Origin of the sequence: Arthrobacter sp. efr-133-TYG-118 (assembly GCF_030209755.1) — a bacterium.
Lineage (GTDB): Bacteria > Actinomycetota > Actinomycetes > Actinomycetales > Micrococcaceae > Arthrobacter.
Genome location: NZ_JARVRH010000004.1, coordinates 121025 through 142351 on the forward strand (window position 1 = coordinate 121025; position 21327 = coordinate 142351).

19 protein-coding genes are annotated in these 21327 nt (G+C 65.1%); 7 read left to right on the plus strand and 12 right to left on the minus strand.

Annotated elements, in window-relative coordinates; all coding sequences use genetic code 11:
- Positions 1-17 precede the first annotated feature (17 nt).
- Positions 18-1187: a TIGR01906 family membrane protein gene (locus QRN59_RS03050; RefSeq protein ID WP_284981032.1), complete on the minus strand. Its 1170-nt coding sequence runs from the start codon at positions 1185-1187 to the stop codon at positions 18-20.
- Positions 1188-1332: 145 nt separating this feature from the next.
- Positions 1333-2325, minus strand: coding sequence for a stage II sporulation protein M (locus QRN59_RS03055; protein ID WP_284981033.1), 993 nt, complete (start codon positions 2323-2325; stop codon positions 1333-1335).
- Between the two features lie 140 nt (positions 2326-2465).
- Here QRN59_RS03055 and QRN59_RS03060 point away from each other — a divergent pair, with 140 nt between their 5' ends.
- On the plus strand, positions 2466-3266 hold the full coding sequence (locus tag QRN59_RS03060; protein ID WP_284981034.1) for an RDD family protein: 801 nt from the start codon (positions 2466-2468) through the stop codon (positions 3264-3266).
- Positions 3267-3331: 65 nt separating this feature from the next.
- Here the strand turns inward: QRN59_RS03060 and QRN59_RS03065 are convergent, their stop codons facing one another.
- The 5 genes from QRN59_RS03065 to QRN59_RS03085 form a co-directional block, all read right to left on the minus strand.
- The gene (locus QRN59_RS03065) at positions 3332-4564 is read right to left on the minus strand and encodes a L,D-transpeptidase (protein ID WP_284981035.1); all 1233 of its coding nucleotides are present in this window, start codon (positions 4562-4564) and stop codon (positions 3332-3334) included.
- 122 nt (positions 4565-4686) lie between these two features.
- Positions 4687-5979: a L,D-transpeptidase gene (locus tag QRN59_RS03070; protein ID WP_284981036.1), complete on the minus strand. Its 1293-nt coding sequence runs from the start codon at positions 5977-5979 to the stop codon at positions 4687-4689.
- A 119-nt stretch (positions 5980-6098) separates the two neighbouring features.
- Positions 6099-7580 carry an adenosylhomocysteinase gene (gene ahcY, locus QRN59_RS03075; RefSeq protein WP_284981037.1) on the minus strand — a complete coding sequence of 494 codons (1482 nt, stop codon included), beginning with the start codon at positions 7578-7580 and terminating at the stop codon, positions 6099-6101.
- 42 nt (positions 7581-7622) lie between these two features.
- A complete protein-coding gene (locus QRN59_RS03080; RefSeq protein WP_284981038.1) occupies positions 7623-7847 on the minus strand; it encodes a Trm112 family protein in 225 nt (74 codons plus the stop codon).
- A gap of 161 nt (positions 7848-8008) precedes the next feature.
- A complete protein-coding gene (locus QRN59_RS03085; protein WP_284981039.1) occupies positions 8009-8383 on the minus strand; it encodes a DUF3499 domain-containing protein in 375 nt (124 codons plus the stop codon).
- A 97-nt stretch (positions 8384-8480) separates the two neighbouring features.
- Here QRN59_RS03085 and QRN59_RS03090 point away from each other — a divergent pair, with 97 nt between their 5' ends.
- On the plus strand, positions 8481-8999 hold the full coding sequence (locus QRN59_RS03090) for a metallopeptidase family protein (RefSeq protein ID WP_284981040.1): 519 nt from the start codon (positions 8481-8483) through the stop codon (positions 8997-8999).
- Here the strand turns inward: QRN59_RS03090 and QRN59_RS03095 are convergent.
- The 3 genes from QRN59_RS03095 to QRN59_RS03105 are packed head-to-tail and all read right to left on the minus strand — an operon-like array spanning position 8993 to position 14518.
- Positions 8993-10636: a DUF5719 family protein gene (locus QRN59_RS03095; protein ID WP_284981041.1), complete on the minus strand. Its 1644-nt coding sequence runs from the start codon at positions 10634-10636 to the stop codon at positions 8993-8995. The two genes, QRN59_RS03090 and QRN59_RS03095, sit on opposite strands and share 7 nt — an antisense overlap.
- The gene (locus QRN59_RS03100) at positions 10629-13973 is read right to left on the minus strand and encodes a glycosyltransferase family 2 protein (RefSeq protein WP_284981308.1); all 3345 of its coding nucleotides are present in this window, start codon (positions 13971-13973) and stop codon (positions 10629-10631) included. The genes QRN59_RS03095 and QRN59_RS03100 overlap by 8 nt, the downstream gene beginning before the upstream one ends.
- A complete protein-coding gene (locus QRN59_RS03105) occupies positions 13973-14518 on the minus strand; it encodes a WhiB family transcriptional regulator (RefSeq protein ID WP_284981309.1) in 546 nt (181 codons plus the stop codon). The genes QRN59_RS03100 and QRN59_RS03105 overlap by 1 nt, the downstream gene beginning before the upstream one ends.
- Positions 14519-14883: 365 nt before the next feature.
- Between QRN59_RS03105 and QRN59_RS03110 the strand changes: the two genes are divergently transcribed.
- Positions 14884-15582: a TIGR03089 family protein gene (locus tag QRN59_RS03110; protein WP_284981042.1), complete on the plus strand. Its 699-nt coding sequence runs from the start codon at positions 14884-14886 to the stop codon at positions 15580-15582.
- Here QRN59_RS03110 and QRN59_RS03115 read toward each other — a convergent pair.
- Complete coding sequence (locus QRN59_RS03115; RefSeq protein WP_284981043.1) at positions 15569-16141, minus strand: GtrA family protein; 573 nt, start codon at positions 16139-16141, stop codon at positions 15569-15571. The two genes, QRN59_RS03110 and QRN59_RS03115, sit on opposite strands and share 14 nt — an antisense overlap.
- Positions 16142-16312: 171 nt before the next feature.
- On the opposite strand from QRN59_RS03115, the gene QRN59_RS03120 reads away from it, so the two are divergent.
- The 4 genes from QRN59_RS03120 to QRN59_RS03135 are packed head-to-tail and all read left to right on the plus strand — an operon-like array spanning position 16313 to position 20337.
- A complete protein-coding gene (locus QRN59_RS03120) occupies positions 16313-17500 on the plus strand; it encodes a 5-(carboxyamino)imidazole ribonucleotide synthase (RefSeq protein ID WP_284981044.1) in 1188 nt (395 codons plus the stop codon).
- Positions 17497-18090 carry a 5-(carboxyamino)imidazole ribonucleotide mutase gene (purE, locus tag QRN59_RS03125; protein WP_284981045.1) on the plus strand — a complete coding sequence of 198 codons (594 nt, stop codon included), beginning with the start codon at positions 17497-17499 and terminating at the stop codon, positions 18088-18090. Before QRN59_RS03120 ends, purE begins: the two co-directional genes overlap by 4 nt.
- Positions 18091-18147: 57 nt before the next feature.
- Positions 18148-19398, plus strand: coding sequence for a mannose-6-phosphate isomerase, class I (gene manA / locus QRN59_RS03130; RefSeq protein WP_284981046.1), 1251 nt, complete (start codon positions 18148-18150; stop codon positions 19396-19398).
- Positions 19399-19401: 3 nt separating this feature from the next.
- A complete protein-coding gene (locus QRN59_RS03135) occupies positions 19402-20337 on the plus strand; it encodes a lipid II:glycine glycyltransferase FemX (RefSeq protein ID WP_284981047.1) in 936 nt (311 codons plus the stop codon).
- Positions 20338-20372: 35 nt separating this feature from the next.
- Here the strand turns inward: QRN59_RS03135 and QRN59_RS03140 are convergent, their stop codons facing one another.
- Entirely contained in the window at positions 20373-21326 is a 954-nt protein-coding gene (locus QRN59_RS03140) for an endonuclease domain-containing protein (protein ID WP_284981048.1), read from the minus strand.
- Position 21327: the final 1 nt, after the last annotated feature.

The window sequence follows — 21327 nt, forward strand, 5'->3', positions numbered from 1 at the left end:
TCGTTGTTGCGGTGGTGCTACTTCTCCGGCGCTCCGGCCTCCGTGAGGGCTTCCGGGTCGGTACCTACGCTGTCTTCCGCAACGGCTTGGTTCTTGGGAGACAGTCCGCGACGACGGCGGGTAGGCCAGGTGAAGATGAGGGTCAGCAGGGCTGTGATGAAGACCAAGGCGCCGATCGCGATTCCGGAGTCCATCCAGTACTGCCCCGGGAACAAGCGGATCAACGTGTCGTCGAGCGCAAATGTCCAGGTGCCGTTGGCGAAGAAGATGTGGTGGAAGTCCGTGAAGAACTGCTGCCAGCCGAGTGCCGCAAGCGTGCCCAGTCCCAGGATGAGCACCAAGGTGACGATCGAACCGGCAAACAGTCCGCGGCGGATTCCGCCCGTGCTTCGCTTGCGCAGATAAATCATTGCGATGATGCCAATGATGATCATGAGGGCGCCGGCACCGAATGCGGAGAGCATCACGGTCTTGACGTCGGCCATGTGGGCGACTTCGCCCTCCTTGAACAGCTTCTCGCCGTTCTGGTTGACAAGCTCGCCCAAGTAGCGTGGCCCGGACCAGTTGCTGAGATAGTCCAGCGCATAAGAACCATAGGTCATCCGGTCATCGGCGTTGAAGCCATAGCCGTCACCGGGGAATCCCGGCCGGTAGTACTCTACCCACAGGAACAGCGGACTCGCCACCGCGCGGATTGCCAGCACCAAGAGCACAACCGGGTAGAAAACGGCCAGCAGGACCTGGAAGATGCGCGGCGCCAGCGGCTTGGCGTTGGCAGCCTGCTCCCGCTCGTGGTTGCGACGTTCCACCTCGGCCTCCGGCGGGCGGACCTGAAGGGCCGACGTCGGCAGAGGCTCTGCGAAGAGGGACGGTTCCGGCCCGGCCTCCGCAGCCTCGGCGGCTTTGCGGTCTGCCCGGCTCTCCGGCTGTTGTCCTGCGGCGGGCCGTTCGGCGGGAGGCCGTACAGCTTCGCCTGCAGCCGCCCGTGGCGCGGGCCCCGCTCCCGGTTTGCCTTCTTCGGGCACCCGCTTCGTCGAAGAGTCCCGGGCTCCGTCGGCGGCCCTTGCCGGGCGTGCGTCAGCGGCCGCCGACTTGGGTGCGGGCTTCATCCATTCGAAGGCCGGCTCATCGCCGTCGTCGTGGATATCCGCGTCCGGGTCTTTGGGGATCGGGCTCTTCTCGGTCACTTCGATTTCACTTCCGTAGGATTCACATGCCGGAGCAGGAACGGTCTGCTGGCAATCTTCTCTGCCTTCGAGCCTACCGTCAGCCTTCGCGGAGAGACGGTGAGCCACCCCGGTGAACGTCGGATTGCGGCCGGACCCGGGGCCGTCAGGCGGCTATCTCCCGGTAACCGGCATCGTTTGCGTCCAGGTCGCCCGTGGCGCCGGCACGGAATGCACGCCCGCCCAGCACCAAGGCATAGACCCAGTATGCCGCGAGAACGAGCGAACCGATAAGGATCTTGGCCCACACGGGAAGCGGACTGGGCGTCACAAAGGCCTCGACAAGTCCGGAAACGAACAGGACAAAAACGAGGCCCAAGGCCACCGTGATCAGGGAACGCCCCTCTTCCGCCACTGCCTGCATCCTGCGCCGCGGGCCCGGGGAAACCATGGCCCAGAAAATGCGGAGACCGCCCGCGGAGGCGATAAACACGGCCGTCATCTCCATGAGGCCGTGCGGGAGGATATAGCTGAAAAACACGTCCATCTTGCCGGTGGCTGCAAACACTCCCGCGGCGACTCCGAGACCCTGTGCATTCGAGAACAGCATGTAGGGCACCCAGAAACCGGTGATGCCCAAGGCCACTGCCTGCGCCCCGATCCAGGCATTGTTGGTCCAGACGGCGCCGGCGAAGGACGCAGCAGGGTTCTCGGAGTAGTAGTCAACGAAGTCATGGTCGACGTATTGCTTCACGGCACTGCTGCTTCCGAGGGCCCTCAAGGCGTCCGGGGACGTTCCGATCCAGAGCGTGTAGGCCGCAGCCACAAGGCAGAAGAAAACCCCGCAACAGACCGTGAGCCACCGCAAGCGGTAGAACGCGGCGGGCAGGGACACCACGAAAAAGCGGGCGAGGTCTTCCATGAAATTCGATCGCGCCCCGGTGAAGCGGGTACGGGCCTGGGCGAGGGCCGCAGACAAAGAGGCGGAGAGTGCGCTCTCCGGGGCCACGGACCGGATGAGGGAAAGGTGCGATGACACCACTTGGTACAAACGCAGAAGCTCGTCGGCTTCACCGCCCTCGAGGCGTCGTTTGTGCGCGAGCTCGTGCAAGCGGGACCATTTTGTCCCGTTCACGACAGAGAAGGCGTCCATGTCCACGGCTCTACCCTAATCCCAACCGTCCCCAAACAGTCCCACATCCAAGCAAACCCCTCCTCCGCCTCCGTGGCCGCGGCTAGACTCGATCCAGCGGGAGCCGTCCGGTCCTGCAGACATCGTGGCAATGCTTGGGGGCGGGCTTGAGTTCGATCATTACCGGCGAGGCCGTAGTCCTTGAACTGCGGCCGGCATCGTTCGGGGCGAGGGCCCTGGGGCTCATGCTCGATGTCGTGGTTCACGTTGTGTTGCTGTTGGGTCTTTTGTTCCTGCTCAGTATGGCTGCGCCGGATGTGGACGTGGCCGCGGGCCGCGCGATGGCCTTGTCCAGCGTGGTGCTGTGCCTCGTGGTCGTCCCCGTGGCGGTGGAAACGCTGAGCCGCGGCCGTTCGCTGGGCAAGCTGGCTACCGGGCTCAGGATCGTGCGCGACGACGGCGGATCCATCCGCTTCCGGCACGCGGTGATCCGCGGGTTGATCGGCTTCCTGGAGATCTACGCTACATTCGGCGGATTGGCCATTGGTGTGGCGCTGTTCAACGACAAATCGAAGAGGCTCGGAGATGTCGTGGCCGGAACTTATTCGCTCAGGCAGCGCGTTCCCGCTGAACCCAAAATCCTCCCCTATGCCCCTCCATACCTGCAGGCTTGGGTGGGACTCGCGGACATCGGGAGGGTTCCGGACGGCACGGCGCGGAGGGCCTCGCAGTTCATCCAGCAGGCCTCGCGGATGGCGCCGGACTCACGCGCCCGCCTGGCCGCGGCCCTCGCAAGCGAACTGGCGGCTTACGTCGCCCCACCGCCGCCGCCCGGAACGACGCCGGAAGGCTACCTGCACGCCGTGTTGGGCGAGCGGCGGAACCGGGACCTGGAACGGCTGCGCCGCGCAGAACAACGCAGCGCCGTTGTCGGGGATCGACTCAACAGGCTTCCGTTCACGCGCTAGCCAAGCCCGCGGCACGCAAGGTGCGCCCCGCCGTCGGGCACCACTGCGGCAAGTCCCGGCAATGCTCAGCGCCTCGCGTAGCCGCCCCAGGCAATGTTCCAGTCGCCGAATCCTTCAAGCGGCTCCACGGCGGGGGCGCCTGTGTTCAGTACCTGCACCACGTCCCCCGTCCGCATGTTGTTGAAGAACCACGCGGCGTCGGCCGGGAGCAGCCCAACGCAGCCGTGCGAGACGTTGTAGGCGCCCACGGCCCCGTAGGCCGACGGGAGCGCTTGGTGTACATAGACCCCTGAGTTCGTGAGCCGGTTGGCGTGCTCGACGACGAGCGGTGCGTAGTAGCCCTTGTCACCGGGTTTGAGGCCGATGCTGCCGGCGTTGAACTTGGAGTGGCGTTCCTGCTCCATGATCACGGCGTAGCCGGTGGGCGAGAGCCAGTCCGGGCTGCCGAGGGTGACTGGAGCAGTCTTGACGAGTGCCCCGTCGAAATACACCTTCATGGTCTTGGTCGCATCGTCCACTACCGCTATCCGCTGCGGACCGGTCTTGAACGTGGCCTTGACGTTGGAGTTGCCGATCATTCCGTTGCCGAAATCCCGGCCGAACAAAGGCATGTCCACTGTCACGCTCGTGTTGGCTGCCCAGAAGGTCTCCGGGCGGATCCGCGCTTTCCGGTCCGAGTACCAGCGCCAGGCCACTTCCTGGCCGGAGGAAACACTGATCTTCACAGCCTGTTCCATGGCGGCTTTGTCCGCCACGGGCTCGCTGAAGTTGATTTCGATGGGCTGCCCCGAGCCCATGACGGAACCGTCGTTGGGGAACACCATGGCGTTGGCCTCGTTGGGCGTGGATACCGTGGTAAAGGATTGCGTCTTCCGGGTTTCCCGGCCCGCGCCGTCAACAACGGTAAAGCCATAACGGTACTCGGTGTTGAACGCCAAGGGATCCAGCGCGGACCAGGTGCTGCCGTCAGCGCTCATCGTTCCCTTGGCGGCCTTGCCGCCCTTTGCCGGGACGAGCTCTACGTCCTTCAGCGTGCCGTGCACCGCCTTGACGGAAGGCCCGACGGCGGGATTCACCTCGCGGGCACCGTCAAGGGGCGTGATTCCCAGTTCCACTGCCTTGACGACGGCGGACCACGGTCCGGCAACCGTACGTTGCGGCGATCCCGCTTCCGATTCAACCGCCGTTTGCAGCCAATTCGGGGCTGTTGCAACACCGATTCCTCCGGCCGCAACGCCGGCACACATCCCCATGATTCCGAGAATCTTCCCGGTCTTGCGTTTCCTTTGCGACGCCACAGTGCAACTCCACATCCCCCGGCAGAAAGCCAGCCCCCCAAGACTGACCCGCCAAGTCTACCGGGGGTACTGATGCGTCCCGGACAGTGCCGCTAGGCGCACCATGGCAATTGGCGTACTGGTCAATTGGCGTATTGGGCCCACGGGATGTTCCAGTCGCCAAAGCCGTCGTCGAAATTGGCGTAATCGCCCTCGGTATTGACCACCTGGACGACGTCACCCGTTGTCATGTTGTCGAACACCCATTTCGCACCGTCAGGTCCCAGCCCGATGCAGCCGTGGGAGAGGTTCGTGACGCCGACGTACTGCATAGCCGCGTCCGTGGCCTGGTGGATGAACTCGCCGCTGGGCGTCAGGCGCGTGGCGTAGTTGACGTCTAGCTGTCCGTAGTAGGCCGGATCCCCCGGCTTGAGGCCGATGGTAGAGGCATCCATGTGCTCTACCCGGTACTTTTCCATGAGCACCAAGTAGCCGCGTGCGGAAGGGAACCTGGTGTCGCCCATGGTGTCCGGCCACTGGCCCACTTGCTGATCGTTGACACTGACCGTGAACGTGTGGGCAACCGCATCGGCCACCGCCACCTTCTTATCGCCGATCTTGAAGGTGTTCGTCTTGTTGAAATTGCCGATCTGGCCGTTGCCGAAGTCCACCCCGAACAGCTTGAGGTCCACTGTCACAGTGCTGTTCGCCGCCCAGAAGTTCTCCGGACGGTAGCGCACCATGGTGTCGCTGAACCAGTGGAAGGCCCCGACCTGGCCCGACGTGGAGGTGACCTTGATGGCCTTCTCGACGGCGGCTTTGTTGACCACGGGTTCACTGAACGTGAGCTGGAGAGGTTGCGCCACGCCTACCTTCGCCCCGTCCAGGGGGTACATGGCGGCGTCTGCCTCGTTCTGGGTGGAAACCGTCGTGAAGGTTCCGGTCTTCGACGTTGCGCGGCCGGCAGCATCCGCAACGGTGTAATTGAAAGTGTAGGAGGAGTTGAATTCGAGGGGCGTGGATGCGGTCCAGCTCAGTCCATCCGGGGTCGACGCACCGTCAACGGTCTTTCCCTGGGAACTCGTCAAGGAGACCCTGTCCAGGGTTCCGTCCTTGACGCTGATCGTGACGGGCGCAGCCGGGTTCACTTGCTTTGCCCCGCTCGCAGGCGAGGCAACCACCGTGGCAGGCTTCACGACGGGCAGCACGGCTGCCGCCTCGCTGCGTTCACCCGATGATCCCTCGGACTCGATTGCCGCACTGGCCGCACGCGGGGCCACGGCAGCGAACGCGCCACTGAGCGCGGCAATGAGGCAGACAACCACGATCCAGGCGACCTTGCGGAACCTGCTTCGCTTCGTCTGCGCGGTGTCCAGATGCGCAGCGTCCACATGCTCGAAAGTGTCCGCTTGCTCGCCGTCGGGATTAAGGCCCATTCCTGTTTTCTCCAAAACTCACGCCCCCCAAAAAACTCACGCCCCACAGCCGCATCCTAAAGAGCGCGGCTTGATATTGGCTGGGAGCACACCTGTCGGCGTGCTCCCAGCCAATGTTCTCAGTACCGGTAGTGTTCCGGCTTGTACGGCCCGGCAACGTCAAGGTCCAGGTATTCCGCCTGTTCCTTGCTGAGCTCGGTCAATTCCACGCCCAAAGCATCCAGGTGCAGGCGGGCGACCTTCTCATCGAGGATCTTGGGCAGCACGTAGACCTGGTTCGAGTATTCGCGCTCGGCCTCGGGTTGGTCCTTCTTGGTCCACAGCTCGATCTGGGCGATCGTCTGGTTTGCGAAGGAGTTGCTCATGACGAACGAGGGGTGGCCGGTGGCGTTGCCCAGGTTCAGGAGGCGGCCTTCGGAAAGCACGATGATCGATCGCTCTTCGCGGCCGTCGGCTGCGGCGAACACCCACTCGTGCACCTGCGGCTTGATTTCCACTTTCTGGACGTCGGGGACCTTTGCCAGTCCGGCCATGTCGATCTCGTTGTCGAAGTGGCCGATGTTGCCCACGATCGCCTTGTTCTTCATGCGGAGCATGTCGGAAGCCATGATGACGTCCTTGTTGCCGGTAGTCGTGATGAAGATGTCGCCCTGTTCCACCACCGAATCCAGCTTGGCCACCTGGTAGCCGTCCATGGCTGCCTGGAGCGCGCAGATGGGGTCGATCTCCGTCACGATCACGCGCGAACCCTGGCCACGGAGGGCCTCAGCCGCACCCTTGCCGACGTCACCATAGCCGCAGACGACGGCGACCTTGCCGCCCATGAGGACATCCGTGGCGCGGTTGAGGCCGTCCGGCAGGGAGTGGCGGATGCCGTACTTGTTGTCGAATTTGCTCTTGGTCACCGAGTCGTTGACGTTGATGGCCGGGAAAAGAAGCTTGCCCTGTTCGGCGAGCTGGTAGAGACGGTGCACCCCCGTGGTGGTTTCCTCGCTCACGCCGCGGATGCCGGCGGCGATGCGGGTCCACTTCTTCGGGTCGGCGGCAAGGCTCTTCCGCAGCACGTCAAGGACGAGTGCATACTCTTCGGGATCGCTTTCCGTGGCGGTCGGCACCGCACCCGCAGCTTCGAACTCGACGCCCTGGTGGACCAACAACGTGGCGTCGCCGCCGTCGTCGAGGATCATGTTGGGGCCCAACTCCGGGTTGGCGTCCGCGCCCGGCCAGCTGAGGATCTGCTCCGCGGTCCACCAGTATTCGTCGAGGGTCTCGCCCTTCCAGGCGAACACGGGAACACCCTGGGGATCCTCGACGGTTCCCTTGCCGACAACGACGGCGGCAGCGGCCTCGTCCTGCGTGGAGAAGATGTTGCACGAGGCCCATCTGACCTCGGCGCCGAGGGCTGTCAGCGTCTCGATGAGCACCGCGGTCTGCACGGTCATGTGCAGGGATCCCGCAATGCGTGCGCCCTTGAGAGGTTGGCTCGGACCGAATTCTGCGCGCAGCGACATGAGGCCCGGCATTTCGTGCTCGGCCAGGCGAATCTGGTGGCGCCCGGCTTCAGCCAGGGAGATGTTCTTAACCTTGTAGTCGAAAGTCATGGAAGTCCTTTGGAAGTACCGAATGGTCAAGTCAGGGGGTGCTCAGGCGTGGGCGGGACCATCGTGCTGATCTGAGGCCGCGGCGTTGGCTGCGGCAAGCAGCTCCGGGGGAAGCAGCAAGGGGATTCCGTCCTGGATGGCATAGCGGAGCTTCTCACCCGAGGCGGCCGCCGTCGTCGAGACAAGTTCCTCGCCGTCCTGCTCCAGCGCGGACCCGGTGACAGGGCACCGCAGGATGGACAACAATTCAGGACTGACCTTTGGCATGGTTGAAGCTCCCTGGATGGCATCTCGCAGACGCCGCTTTGGACAGATATGGCAGCTTCCAGAGTACAACCCGGGGCGCAGCGCACGGTGTCACAAAGCTTGTCACACAGGGAGCGGCGACACATAGGGCCACACGACGTGCGGTTCCTGCTGCCCAGGGTTCAGGAAGGATCGCGCAGGATGCGCAGGTGGCGCCTGGTTCCCTCGGCAGGGACCGGTCCGTCAAAGGGGGCGCGGAGCGTGCGCTGTTCCTGCGCGGCCGGCGCCGATGCGGCTTCGCGCACGGCGTTCGCCAAGGCAAGGAGATCGTCTGGCCCGGGCTGGGGCGGGGAGGACGGCATCGCGAGCCGCATGACTTCCCAACCCCTCGGCACAGTCAGCGATTCGGCATGTTGCGCGCACAGATCGTAGGAATGCGGCTCGGCATACGTGGCCAACGGACCCAGCACCGCCGTGGACTCGGCGTAGACGTACGTCAAAGTAGCCACCGCGGATTGGCGGCAGGCTGATCTGGAACACTGACGAATTGCACCCACAACATCCCAGATTAGCCGCACTTCCCCGCGGCGCGGTGCATTGCCCCTTTGCGCGCATTATGTCGCGTTGGCGGAATCACGGGTCTAGAGTCGATATATGCAGTCACAGCACCACGTTCCGGGCTTCACAGTCCATCTGTCCGACACCGGGGACAGCCAGGAAACGACGACGGCGGGCACGTCCGCACGCGGCTTCAGGGAGCGCCGCAGGAACCGCCACGGGCGGGGGCTGCGCGGGGAAATCATCCTTCCCAACCTTCCCGGCTACCGGACGCGTGCCGAAAGGTTCGATGACCTCGTGCTCGATTCCGCCGAACGGCTGCAGGACATGTGGGGCAAACGGCTCGACGGCGTCGCGTTCGCCGTCGACGAGATCCCGCCGAACCTTGAGCAACTGGTGGCCGAGGGAACCGCGGCACCGCTGGGTTCATACACCCCGGCAGCCCACGGCGCAGGACCCGTCATCACCATCTATCGGCGCGTCGTCGAGCACACCACCGGCGGCCGCGAGGACCTCCAGGACCTGGTGCACGACGTCGTCGTCGAGTACACCGCCGAGATGCTCGGAGTGCCACCGGAGACCCTGGACCCCGTTTACCGCCGTCGTTATCAGTAACCCAGCGTGACCTGTACTTTTTCGTGGCCCGCAGCGCCATCCTGGATGGTCAGGACCGAGACGCCGGGTTGCTCGCCCTGGCCAAGCACCAGCGCGCCGTAGGCCGCGTCACCTGCCGCCGACACGATGTAGCCCGAGACCGCGGCGCCGTCGGACTTATCCGGAACGCCGATGACCGCGGTGGTCCCCCCGGCGATATCGACTGTTTGCGCCTTGTGTACCTTGCCGTCCGAGGTGACCGGCGTGTAGCTGACCGTGGCCCGGCCCGTCGGCACGCCGAAGCTTAGGAAGCGGGTCCCGCCCTGGGGCACCGCCATCACATGCTGGCTACCCAAACGGACCGCGGCCGGAGACCAAGCGAAATCAACGGGATCCTCGGCCTTGAGGCCCCGCGTTACCCGGGAGGACGCTGCGAAGGAAACATCCGAAGTAGCGCTCACGGTATACATGCCGGCCGGAACGCCTGTGAGCGGCACTTCGGTAACCGAACCCGCTTTGGCGGTCACCGCTCCCCCGCCGGGCAAAGCGCGCTGGCCGTTCGGTCCGAACAAACGCACGTCCACCACGGCGTCCACAGGACCGGGGACGGTGATCTGCAGGGCCGGAACGACGTCGGCAAAACCGGGCTTGTCCGCGAGTGACTTCACGGCGGCCGGGTCCTGGACGTCCACCCCGGTCATGACCTGGGAATCGGCCGCGCCGGCACCGGGCGTAATGAGCTCGACGCCACCGGCGGTGAGGCCCCGGAGAACGCTCTGCTGGATGGTTGCCGCGACCGGGCCGCCGCTGCTGCGCAGATGCACCGAGAGCTGGCCCTCGTTCGGGGCCAGTCCGGCCAAGTTGATGGACCGGGTAGCGCCCGGCGAAACCAGCAAGCCACGGCTGTCCGGGGCTTGGATCTGTCCACGGGCACCGAACAGCTCGAGATTGACGGTAGCCGGTGTGCCCGAGGCATTGCTGATGTTCAAAACCGCGGTTCGCCCCAGGGCGGTGTTTGCTCCCAGGAGCCATGCATCGTTGACCGGCTGCTGGCAGGGTGCCGCAGCCAGTCCACGGAGGTCGCCGTCGCTCGCGCTGTAGCTCATCAAGCCCGCTACCGCAGCCTTCTGGCCGCTGATGGGATCGGCGCCCACCACAGTAACGTCGCCTGCGGGCCTCTGGGCCACGACGCCGGCGTTCAGTACGGGAGGCCCTGACGCCGGGGGTTGGACAGCGGCGGGGGGCTTGGCAATCTCGGCGATCGCTGAGCCTCCGAGTGAGGCGAGGTTGCTCCCGGGAACGGATCCGGAGGCGTCACTGAGCACCACCGCATCCAGGAAGCTCTTCGCCGACCGTGAAACAGGGCTGAACTGGCTGTCGGTGCCCGTGGCGGTTCCCTCGGGGAGACGCGGAGGTGCCGGACACACTGCGGTTGTCCCGCCCGCCGGGACATCCGCGAGGGACATGTCCAGCGTTTTGCTTCCCGACGGGGACGGCAGGATGGATGCTGCCGATACCATCCCGGCCCCTGCAGCAAGGAGCAACGTCGCGGAAAGCGCTCCCAACACAACCGCCTTGTTCTTGTTCCCGGCTTTGCGCTGGCCGCGCTTCCCCAACCCCGTTCCGGGCTCGGGTGCCGGGCCTTGGTTGTCAGACACTGCTGTACTCCTTACGGAGGGAGTTTTGTTCCTTCATGAGGCCGACTTTCGGCCTGCGGGCAGGCATGGGGATGGCCAGCAGGACGGTCAATCCAATCACTACGGCCTGAAGAATGCTGAGCCAGGGCTCCCAAACGGTGGTGTAGCGGATCTCGATCTGGCCGCCTGTAGACGGCAAGGTAAATGCTTGGGCCCATCCGGACGTCGTCGGGCTCAGCTGGCGCCCATCCAACCAAGCGCTCCAACCGGCGTCTGCCCGCTCGGCGAGCACTATCAGGCGTCCGTCCCCGCCTGCCGGGATGTTGCCGGCGGCAGAGGTTCCGGAGGAGGGCAAGAGGGCAACAACGGCACCCTTGGCATCCACCACCCTGACGCGGTGCGCCGTCTCGGCGTCGGCTGCGGCTGCTTGGTTGAGCGGCGTGACCCGCCACAGCCACCCCGAATCGGTTTTGCCCACAGCCACCAGGCCGGGAACGGAATCGATCCGGTTGGCCGTCAGCTGGGCAGCGGTGTCGGCTGACTTCAGAACCACGAATCCGGCACCGAGCTGCTCAAGGCCGGGCCGGGGGTCTACACCTGTTCCCGCGACAATCGTGGCAACGGCGTTCCGGATGGACGCGGTAGCGTCGTCGTCGGCTACGAGGCGTTCCTGTCCGGGTGATCCCACGATGGATCGTCCCGCAGCAATAGTCGAGAGCGAGTCCAATGTGGTGCCGGCTCCGCGCATGAGGGATGACGTGTAGCCACCGTTCTCACCGGCGGTGATGACCAGCGTACGGGTCTGTTCCGGCCCTTGGCCGTGATCGACGGCGGTGGCCGGCAAGGTGCCCTGCCCTGAGGGCTGGACCAGGCGCGGCGTGCCAAGCGCCCCGCTGGCCGAAGCCGAGGTGTCTGCGCTGGCCAGGACGTTCTGGGTTGCCCACAGGCCCATGCTGGCCAGGGGGCCGGCAATGAGGAGAAGCGTTGCTACAGCGGAGACGATTCGCACTGCCGCGCGCTGGACCGGGCGGCCGTGCTCTGCCTTGGCTTTCAGCTGGAGGAGGTTATCGGCGCCGATCAGCGCCGCTCCCAGGAATGCGAACCCGGCGGCCGAAACTGCCGGCCCCGTGAAAGGTGCGACGAGCAGGTTGCCGTCGACACCGGTTGCCACGTGTCCGGCGAGCCAGGCCCAGGCGAGGAGCAAAAGGGCCCCTGCCCAGAGGAAACGCGTGACGCGCGACCGCCGCCCGGGCACAAAGAGTGCGGCAATCGACAGGAGTAGGACCGGGGCACCGAGCAGCAGGGCAAGCGCCAGCGCCCACGGAATAACCGACGGGCCGAATAATGCCAAGCCGGCCAAACCGCCGTTGACGTCGAATTTCAAGGGTTGGCCAAGCAATTGCTGCCATAACGGTGCGGCTTCGAACCCCAACGGGAGGCCTGGATCGGCCAGCATGGTGCGGGGCCGTTCAAGGACCGAGAGGACGTACGGTGCAAAGAGCGCGGCACTCGGAAGGAGTGACCACCAAATGGTCCGCCCGCGGCGCCCCAGGGAGATGCCGCAAAAAACAATGAGGACGGCAAAGGGAGGTAGCAGCGACGGCGCAGAGGCCGTCACCACGGCCAGCGCCAGGCCGGCCGCCGCGGCAGCCGTCCACGACGGAGTGCCGTTGACGCCCGGCTTGCCCGTCAAAGGCTTGGCTGCGGCGTAGCCGGATGGCTGGATCCGATGGTGATTCTGTTGCTGGTCGAACGTAGCGCCGCGCCCCAGGGCCGATCCGGTGGCCCGGAAGAGGGCCAGCACCAGCAGGGGCATCGCGACGTGGGCCACGAGGGCGCCGGCCCTTCCCTGGTTCAATGCGACTTGGAGGGCCGGCGCTCCGGCCCAGATCAGCGCCGCAATGAAACGGTAGCGGCGCAGCGTGGTCATCGCGCCCGCGGCAAACCAGGCGCCCAGGCCTGCCAGCGGCATCGCCAGCAACAACAGCCACACGATGGCTGTGCTGGAGTCGCCTCCCCCGAGCAATGACACAAGCCACAGGATATAAGCGAAGGGATCCCCGTGTCCGGGCAAGCCTGCACCCAAGCCAATCCACCAAGTGGACGCGGACCGCCAGATGTCGCCAGCGGTGGACAACGGCAAGAGGCCTCCGCCCGCCACTCCGCCTGCCCCCAGGAGCCCCAACAGCCCCACGATGGAAGCGGCCAGCGCAACAAATCCGGCGGCCACAGCGCCCGTTCCGATCCAACCTCGCTCATTCGTTGCGAGGGCTACGAAATCGTCACCGGCGTCGCCGCTCGGTTCCGGAGACAGGGAATCCGTCTCCTGGAATTCGTCCGCAATCGCCTCGACGAGGGAGCGGCGGTGGGCCCAGACCTCGCGCCGCGGAGTCTGCAGACCTTTGACCATTGACCGTGGCACGCGTCGCGTCTGGGCCGCGTTCCGCCTGGAACGCCAAATCGCCCCGGGACGGCCGAGCGCAGCAACGGTCGCGCCAAGCTGGGACATTCCGTGACCGGGCTCCTTGACCAGGATGCTCACGACGAGCCTGACCATGCTCCCGAGCAACGCGCCGAGCGCGTGTAGCGGAACTTTCCACGGCGAAGCGTGGGTGAGCCTCAAATGGACCTGGCTCTTTCGTGCGGCCGAGGGTGTCGCCAGGCTGTGGGGACGGTGCTCCACATGGAACATGCGCGCCGCCGGAACCACCACAACCCTGTTGCCGGCAAGCCAGTTGCGCCAGCAGAAATCAACGTCGTCTCCGACGCCCGGAAGCGCGGGGTCGAAGCCGCCCAGCTGCTCCCAGGCATCGCGGCGGATCAGCATGCCTGCGGAATTCACCGCGAAAGTGTCCGTGCGCCCGTCGTACTGGCCCTGGTCGAGTTCGTCGGCTTCAATGAGCGTCAGCCGTTCGGCCCAGCGGCTCGTGGACAGGCCGGCGTCGATGAGCCTGCGTTCCGCATTCCAGGCCAACTGCTTGCAACCGGCCACGGTGACCGAAGGAGCGCGTTCGACTGCCTGAAGCAGCTCGGCGAGTGCGTCCGGGGCCGGAGCGGCGTCGTCATGCAACAACCAGATCCATTCCACCGTGCCCTGCTCCTGCGAAGGAGCGGAACGGGCCAGGCCGGCCATGACGGCCGCACCGAAACCTACTTTGTGTTCGCCAGTGCTGGTGACATTGGCCTTGCCGAGAGCCCGCTGCAGCAACGCGGCGGACTTGTCGCGGGAGCCCGTATCAATGCCAATGGCGGCATCTGCCGGACGCGTCTGGTCCAGCAGAGCCGCCAGGGTTCTGGGGAGATAGTTACCGCCGTCATGCGAGACGACGACGGCGGTAACGTGTACTGCCTTGAGAATCAGACCGCTCGCTTCCTCAGCCTGCGGCGTTCACGCTCGGAGAGCCCGCCCCAGATACCAAAACGTTCATCGTTGGCGAGTGCGTATTCAAGGCATTGCGAACGGACATTGCACGCACCGCAAACCTTTTTGGCATCCCGTGTGGAGCCGCCCTTCTCGGGGAAGAACGCCTCCGGGTCCGTCTGGGCGCACAAGGCGTCCGTCTGCCAGCCGAGTTCGCCTTCGTCGTCGAAGTCCCCCTGGCCCGGAAGCCCGATCCACACCGGCTGGGCCGGGTTGTCGAGCGGACGGCGCAGCTCCATGGGAGGATCGTCGAGATCGTCTTCCGGATCTACGGGCGCGCCTCCGACAAGAGCCTCGTGGGCAGCCAGAAGAGCTGTTGCTTCGCCTTCCAGTGACTCCCGAGTGCTCTCGATATAGCGGTCCGCCGCCTGCGGATCTGCCGGGTCAACATACCAATCCCCCGGAACTTCGCGCGACCGGTACTTCACCGACGCATATTCCGCGACGACTGCATCTTCCTGGATACGCAACGCTTGCCCCATGGCGTCCCTCCTGATGTGTGCAGCTGCTGCCGTGCTCATTCGGTACTCGGTTGTGTACCCGATACTCCCGCAGCGGCGTTCGATATCTAATTACACGCGTGTAACTACCGTGCCGTCAAGCCGCGCCGGGATAATAATCAACTTTCCGTACTAACTACCGTCACGCCACGCCCGCGACTTTTTCGCCCCATCCGCGCGACCCCGGCGAAAAACGGAAGCTTCACATCACTTAAGATGTATTTTCATTGAATTTCAGGCAAATCACTTGACCCCTCGGGCGCCGCACAGTCGCCGCCCCTTGGCCCTATGTGTTGCAACTCACACCTCCCGGCGCCGGGCCGGGCTCCCCGTGGCAAGATGTAGCCATGAGCACCCCCGCAATGAACCTGATGGCAGCCCTGCGTTCCGGACACGCCACATCCCCACGCCTGACCTGGTACGGGCCGGACGCCGAACGGGTGGAGCTCTCAGGGCGGGTCCTGGACAATTGGGTGGCCAAGACCAGCAATCTGCTCCAGGACGAGTTCGACGCCGAACCGGGCATGAGCCTCCGCCTGGACCTGCCGGCCCACTGGAAGTCCCTCGTGTGGGCGCTTGCCGGGTGGCAGCTGGGGATGGAGCTGGTGCTCGACGGCGGTAGCGCCGACCTGCTTGTCACGGACACCCCCGACGTCGGTGCCGGAGCCGGCTTTGACGCCGTGGTCGCCGTGCCGCTCGCGGCACTCGCGATGCGCTGGCCCGGAGAGCTGCCGGTCGGCGTCGTGGACTACGCGGCTGAAGTCCGCTCCCACGGCGACGTGTTCATGGCGCACGCCGAACCGGACGCGGCAATGCCGGCCCTGCGCCGCCCTGAAACCGGACACTCGCACGGTGAATTGCTGGACGGCTTCGCCAAAGAACATAAGTCCGGCGTTCGCCTTTTGGTCCGTGCGGCCGACGGGTTGGAGTCAGCCCTCGCGGACGCACTGGGTGCGTGGAACAAAGATGGATCAGTAGTCCTGGTGCACCCGGACGTTGACGTCACCCAGCACCTGCTGGACAACGAGCGCGTCAGCGGCGCTTGACAGCGTCTTCGCCTTGATCGGAATCAGCCACGGCGCTAGCGGCATGGATGGCCTTGGCTTTGGCCCTGTGGTGGGCTTCGATGATCTCGTGGTCATGCGAGAAGGCCGGCTCTTCGTCGAGCTCCTTGTTGAACACCAGGAAGCGGTAGGCGAAGAAGCGCACAACGGTGGCCACGAGGATGCCGACGACTCCGGCAGCGAACAGGATGTTCTTGTCCTGGATGTTCATGCCGTATTTGGCGATGGCGGTCAGGCCGGTGGAGATACCGATCCCAATGCCGTTGATGATGATGAACATCACGAACTCGCGCGCCACGTTCGCCTGGCGGCGGTGGCGGAAGGTCCAGAAGCGGTTGGCGATCCAGGAGAACACCGTGGCCACGGTGGCGCCGACAAAACGGGCCTTCGCCTCACTGTCCGACATCGGGCCGTGCATGAGATAGTAGGTCAAGCCGTTATCTATGACGAACGCAACACCGCCGACAGCGCCGAACTTGGCTACTTCGCGCCAAAAGAGCGAGGCGAGCCCGCGGATGCGATCTGCAAGTGTGTTGATCATGACCCTCCATGGCCGTTGTTCTAGGGGGCCGATGGGCCGAAGCCTCCATTTTAGCTCCGATTTCTTGGAGCTTGCCCAATTATTCCGTGCCAACGGCCTCGAACCGGGTCCCAAGGACCCGGCGGCGAGCAGAATCTGGGAACCAGCTGCTGGTTCGGTAGGCTGAACCTTGTGACTTTTCCTGTAATTGGCGTGGTGGGCGGCGGCCAGCTCGCACGAATGATGGCCCCGGCCGCAACCGCTCTTGGCTTTGAACTCCGGGTCCTAGCCGAAGGTGAGGACGTTTCCGCGGTCCAGGCCGTGGCAACGGCCCCCATTGGCGACTACAAGGACCTCGCTGCGCTCCTTGAGTTCTCGGAGGGCTTGGACGTCATGACATTCGACCACGAGCATGTCCCCACCGAGCACCTGAGGGCGCTGATCGAGGCCGGAGTCAACGTCCAGCCCGGCCCCGATGCCCTGGTACACGCGCAGGACAAACTGGTGATGCGCGCCGCGATCGACCGCTTGGGGCTGCCCAATCCGGCATGGGCTGCCGTCCACGGCGTCGAAGACCTCGTGGCTTTCGGCGAGCAGACCGGCTGGCCGATCGTCTTGAAGACCCCCCGCGGGGGCTATGACGGCAAGGGCGTGCGCATCGTCCATTCCGCCGACGACGCCCGGAGCACCGCGGACTGGTTCGAAGCCATGAGCCCGCTATTGGCCGAAGAGAAGGTTGACTTCAGCCGCGAGCTTTCCGCGCTCGTTGCGAGGACCCCCGACGGCGAATCTCGCGCCTGGCCGGTTGTCCACACTGTCCAGGTGGACGGCGTCTGCGACGAAGTGATTGCACCGGCCCAGGACATTCCCGTGGAGGTCGCTGCGGCAGCCGAAGAAGCAGCGCTGCGAATCGCCAATGAACTCGGAGTCACGGGCGTCATGGCCGCGGAACTCTTCGAAACGCCCGGCGTCGGCGTCGGGTTCCTGGTCAACGAACTCGCCATGCGGCCGCACAACACCGGCCACTGGACGCAGGACGGCTCGGTCACCAGCCAGTTTGAACAACATTTGCGCGCAGTCCTCAACCTCCCGCTCGGTGCCACCGACGCCTTGGGCGCCGTGGTTGTCATGAAGAACTTCCTGGGCGGCGACAATGAGGATCTCTACAGCGCCTACCCCAAGGCCCTCGCCTACGAACCGGCTGCAAAGGTCCACTGCTACGGCAAGTCCGTGCGGGCCGGCCGCAAGATCGGGCACGTGAACCTCGTCGGCAACTCGACGGCAGACGTCGACTCCATCCGACACCGCGCCACCGTCGTGGCCGACATCATCCGCAACGGCCGCATGCCGGCCGAGACTACCTCCGGAGAGACCGCATGAGCGCAGAAAACATGGATGCCGAAAACGCGGGTACGGCGAACGCAACCCCGATCGTAGGACTCGTCATGGGCTCCGACTCCGACTGGCCCGTCATGGAAGCTGCGGCGGACGCCCTGGCCGAATTCGGCATCCCCTTCGAAGCTGACGTCGTCTCCGCCCACCGCATGCCCACGGAAATGATCCGCTACGGCCAGAACGCCCATGAGCGCGGCATCCGCGTCATCATCGCCGGAGCAGGCGGGGCCGCCCACTTGCCGGGCATGCTCGCCTCCGTCACCCCGCTGCCCGTCATAGGCGTCCCGGTCCCGCTGAAGACCCTGGATGGCATGGATTCCTTGCTGTCCATCGTGCAGATGCCCGCCGGCGTTCCCGTGGCCACGGTTTCCATCGGCGGCGCGCGCAACGCCGGCCTCCTGGCCGTGCGCATTCTGGCGTCCGGAACCGACGAGCTGGCCGTCCGGCTTCGTGGCGAGCTGCTCGAATTCGCCCGGGAGCTGAACAACACCGCCACCGAAAAAGGGGCCAGGCTCCGCGACAAGGTCGCCGAAGTCTTCTCCACCGCGAACGTCTCCGCCCGCAGCAGCCGCTAAGAGGTCATCCCCGGCAATCCCGAATGAACCGTCCCGCAATGACAAGGATCCCCTGCCGTGTACCAGCTTGAGAATGTTCTCCGCCCCTACGCATGGGGATCGACGACGGCGATCGCAGCTCTGCTGGGAAGGCCCGCCTCGGGCGGTCCGGAGGCGGAGTTGTGGATCGGAGCGCACCCGGACTCGCCGTCCGTTGCCACTCGTCCGGACGGGTCTTCCGTCGCCTTGGACGCCCTGATCAGCGTGGATCCCGCACACTTCCTTGGTGAAACCAGCCTCGCCGAATTCGGTCCCCGCTTGCCGTTCCTCACCAAGCTCCTTGCGGCGGACAAGCCGCTGTCCTTGCAGGTCCACCCCCGCCTGCAGCAGGCCAGGGTCGGGTTCGCGAAGGAAAATGCCGCAGGCATGGCGGCGGACGCACCCGAGCGCAACTACCGCGACGACAACCACAAGCCGGAGATGATCTTCGCGCTGACCCCGTTTCACGCCCTCTGCGGTTTCCGTCCGGCCGCCGATTCGCAGCGCGTCTTCGAGCACCTCGCGAGCCTCCTGGACCTTGCCGCCGTCGACGTTCCTGACGTCATCACGGGAGTCATCGCGGACCTCTCCGGGTCCGATGAGCCTTCGGCACTCAAGGCTGCGTTCACCCGGCTGATTACCGGTGGGGATGCCGTCTCCGCAGCGACGGATCAGGTGGTTTCCATCCTGAAGTCGGGCGCGCCGATGGGTCAGCACGCCGCGGAACTCTCCACATTGGTGGACATCAACAGTGAGTTCCCGGGCGATCCCGGTGTCCTGATTTCCTTGCTCTTGAATCTTGTTTTCCTGTCCCCGGGCGAATCGGTGTACCTTCCCGGCGGAAACGTCCACGCCTACTTGAAAGGCCTCGGCGTGGAGGTGATGGCGGCTTCGGACAACGTGCTCCGTGGCGGCCTCACCGCCAAGCACATCGATGTTCCCGAACTCCTGAAGACCATCGAATTCGCTTCCCTCGGCGTACCGCGCATCGAGCCGAGGACCTCCGGATTCGGCCAGGATCTGTATGTGCCGCCGTTCCGGGAATTCCAGCTCCAGCGCATCGAGTTGGCTCCCGGAGCGGAACCGGTGCCGATGGCTCAGGCCGGTCCCGCCGTCGTCGTCGTGGTTTCCGGTTCCGTCGTGCTCGACTCCCCCAAGAGCGAGCTCGCCGTGGAGCGCGGCGGGAGTGCGTTCATCCCGGCATCCGAAGAGCCCGTCATGGTGCACCCGGTTGCCGGTGCGACGGGAACCAGCGTCGCCTTTGCCGTCACAACAGGCCTCGGGAACTAAGCGGTGGAGTACTTCCTGCAGACGCCCGCCTGGGCGTCCTTCCAACGTTCCCTCGGCCGTACCGTGCACGAGGAGTCCGGCCCGGGGTGGCGTTTCCTCGCTGTCGAGGAAAAGAACCCTGGCGGCAAGGTCATCTACACCCCTTACGGACCCGTGGCCGATTCCCTGGAGGCCTTTGACGAAGCCTTAGCCGCACTTGTGGAGATCGCGCGCCGCAGCCGGGCGGTGTTTGTCCGGATGGAACCCGTCACCGCCGGGTTCGAAGCCGCCGACGCCGGTTCGGTACTGCGGGAACGCGGCCTGCAGCCGGCGCCGTCCAACCAGCAGCCGGAATTGAGCTGGATTGTGGATTTGGACGGCGATTTCAAGGACGTCCTTGCGGGCATGAAACCCACCAACCGGAACCTGTACCGCAACATCCACAAAAAGGGTGTCACCTTCCGGTCCTCGCAGGATCCTGAAGAGATCTCGGTGCTTCTCGACTTCCTGCACATGACCGCCGCACGCAACGGTTTCAAACCCCAGAGCGACGACTATCTACGCTCGGTGGCCCGCTCCCTCATGCCAGCCGGTGCCGGTACCCTGTTCATCGCCGAACTCGAGGGCGAGCCCATTGCGGCCGCCCTGGCGTACGACTCAGCCGACACGCGCACCTACGCCCACGCCGCGCTGGATGACACGCACCGCAAGCTCAGCGCGGGCATTCCGTTGCTCGTGACGCTCATGGCGGATGCCAAGGACAAGGGACTCAAGCACGTCGACCTGTGGGGCGTGGCCCCCGAGGACGAGCCTGACCACAAGTGGGCCGGATTCACTGCCTTCAAGAAGTCCTTCGGGGGCCGCGAAATCGCCTACCCGGGCACGTGGGACCTTCCCGTCAACAAGTTCCGCTACGGCGCCTACCAAGTGGCCCGGAAGCTGCGCGAGAAGCTCCGCTGACCCTCTTTCTCCGCGCGAACTGGCAGCAGATGCCCTCAAAATCCGATTCTGCGGACATCTGCTGCCAACTCGCGGCCAGCCCGTAGCGCCCGCCGAACTTTCTCCACCACTTCCGGCCGGGGCCCGAGCAAATCCTCATGGTGGACCCGGACTTCGCGCCAACCCAGCCGTTCCGTTAGCGACTGGCGCCTGATGTCCCTCTGGTACTGCTCAGCTTCCCCATGATGCCGCCCATCGTATTGGAGGGCGACCCGCTGCTCGACGTAAGCGGCATCGGGCCACACAGCGGGAGCGCCCCACTCGTTGAAGATGACGTGGTTCAGCGCGGGCTCACGCAAACCTGCATGCAGCAATATGAGGCGCATTTGCGTTTCCTGCGGCGAATCCGCGCCGACCCGGACCAGGTCAAGGGCCAGCCGGGCCTTGCGGACCCCTCGCATACCGGGATGGGCTGCCGCCATCGCCTTCAAATCGTCAATGGTTGCCAAGGCCTCGCGCGGCCTGGGATGGTTTTCGCCGTGCTCGACGACGATCGAGTCGCCCGCCGCGACAGTGTCGTCGATACTCATCAATTGGGCCAGGTCCAGCCACGTCCGGGCAGGCGAGGTGAGCCGGACGCCGTCGAGCATCATCACTTCACCCGGTTTGAACGTGAGTTGGTGCCCTACAACATTCCGCCTCCGCGGTTTCCACCTCTCGCCCGGACGTGCCAGGTGGATCCGCCAGTCCTCTTCGAGGGCCTTGGACAAACTGATGCCATGGATCCGCGCCGCGGAGCCATGGCTAAGGCAGCACTCTGAATCAAGCTCGGTGTAACCCCGCAAGTGTTCCGCCACCGTCCCCGTGCTGTTCAGCGGGAGGCGCAGTCCCCGCGACAACGTGACAATGCCGTCGCGGCGCAATTGCTTCTGGCTCAATCCGAGGGTCTCAGCGGCCGACGCCGGAAAGGAACCGTTTGGAAGCTGCGGGGGCATCGGAGTCCGGGACATG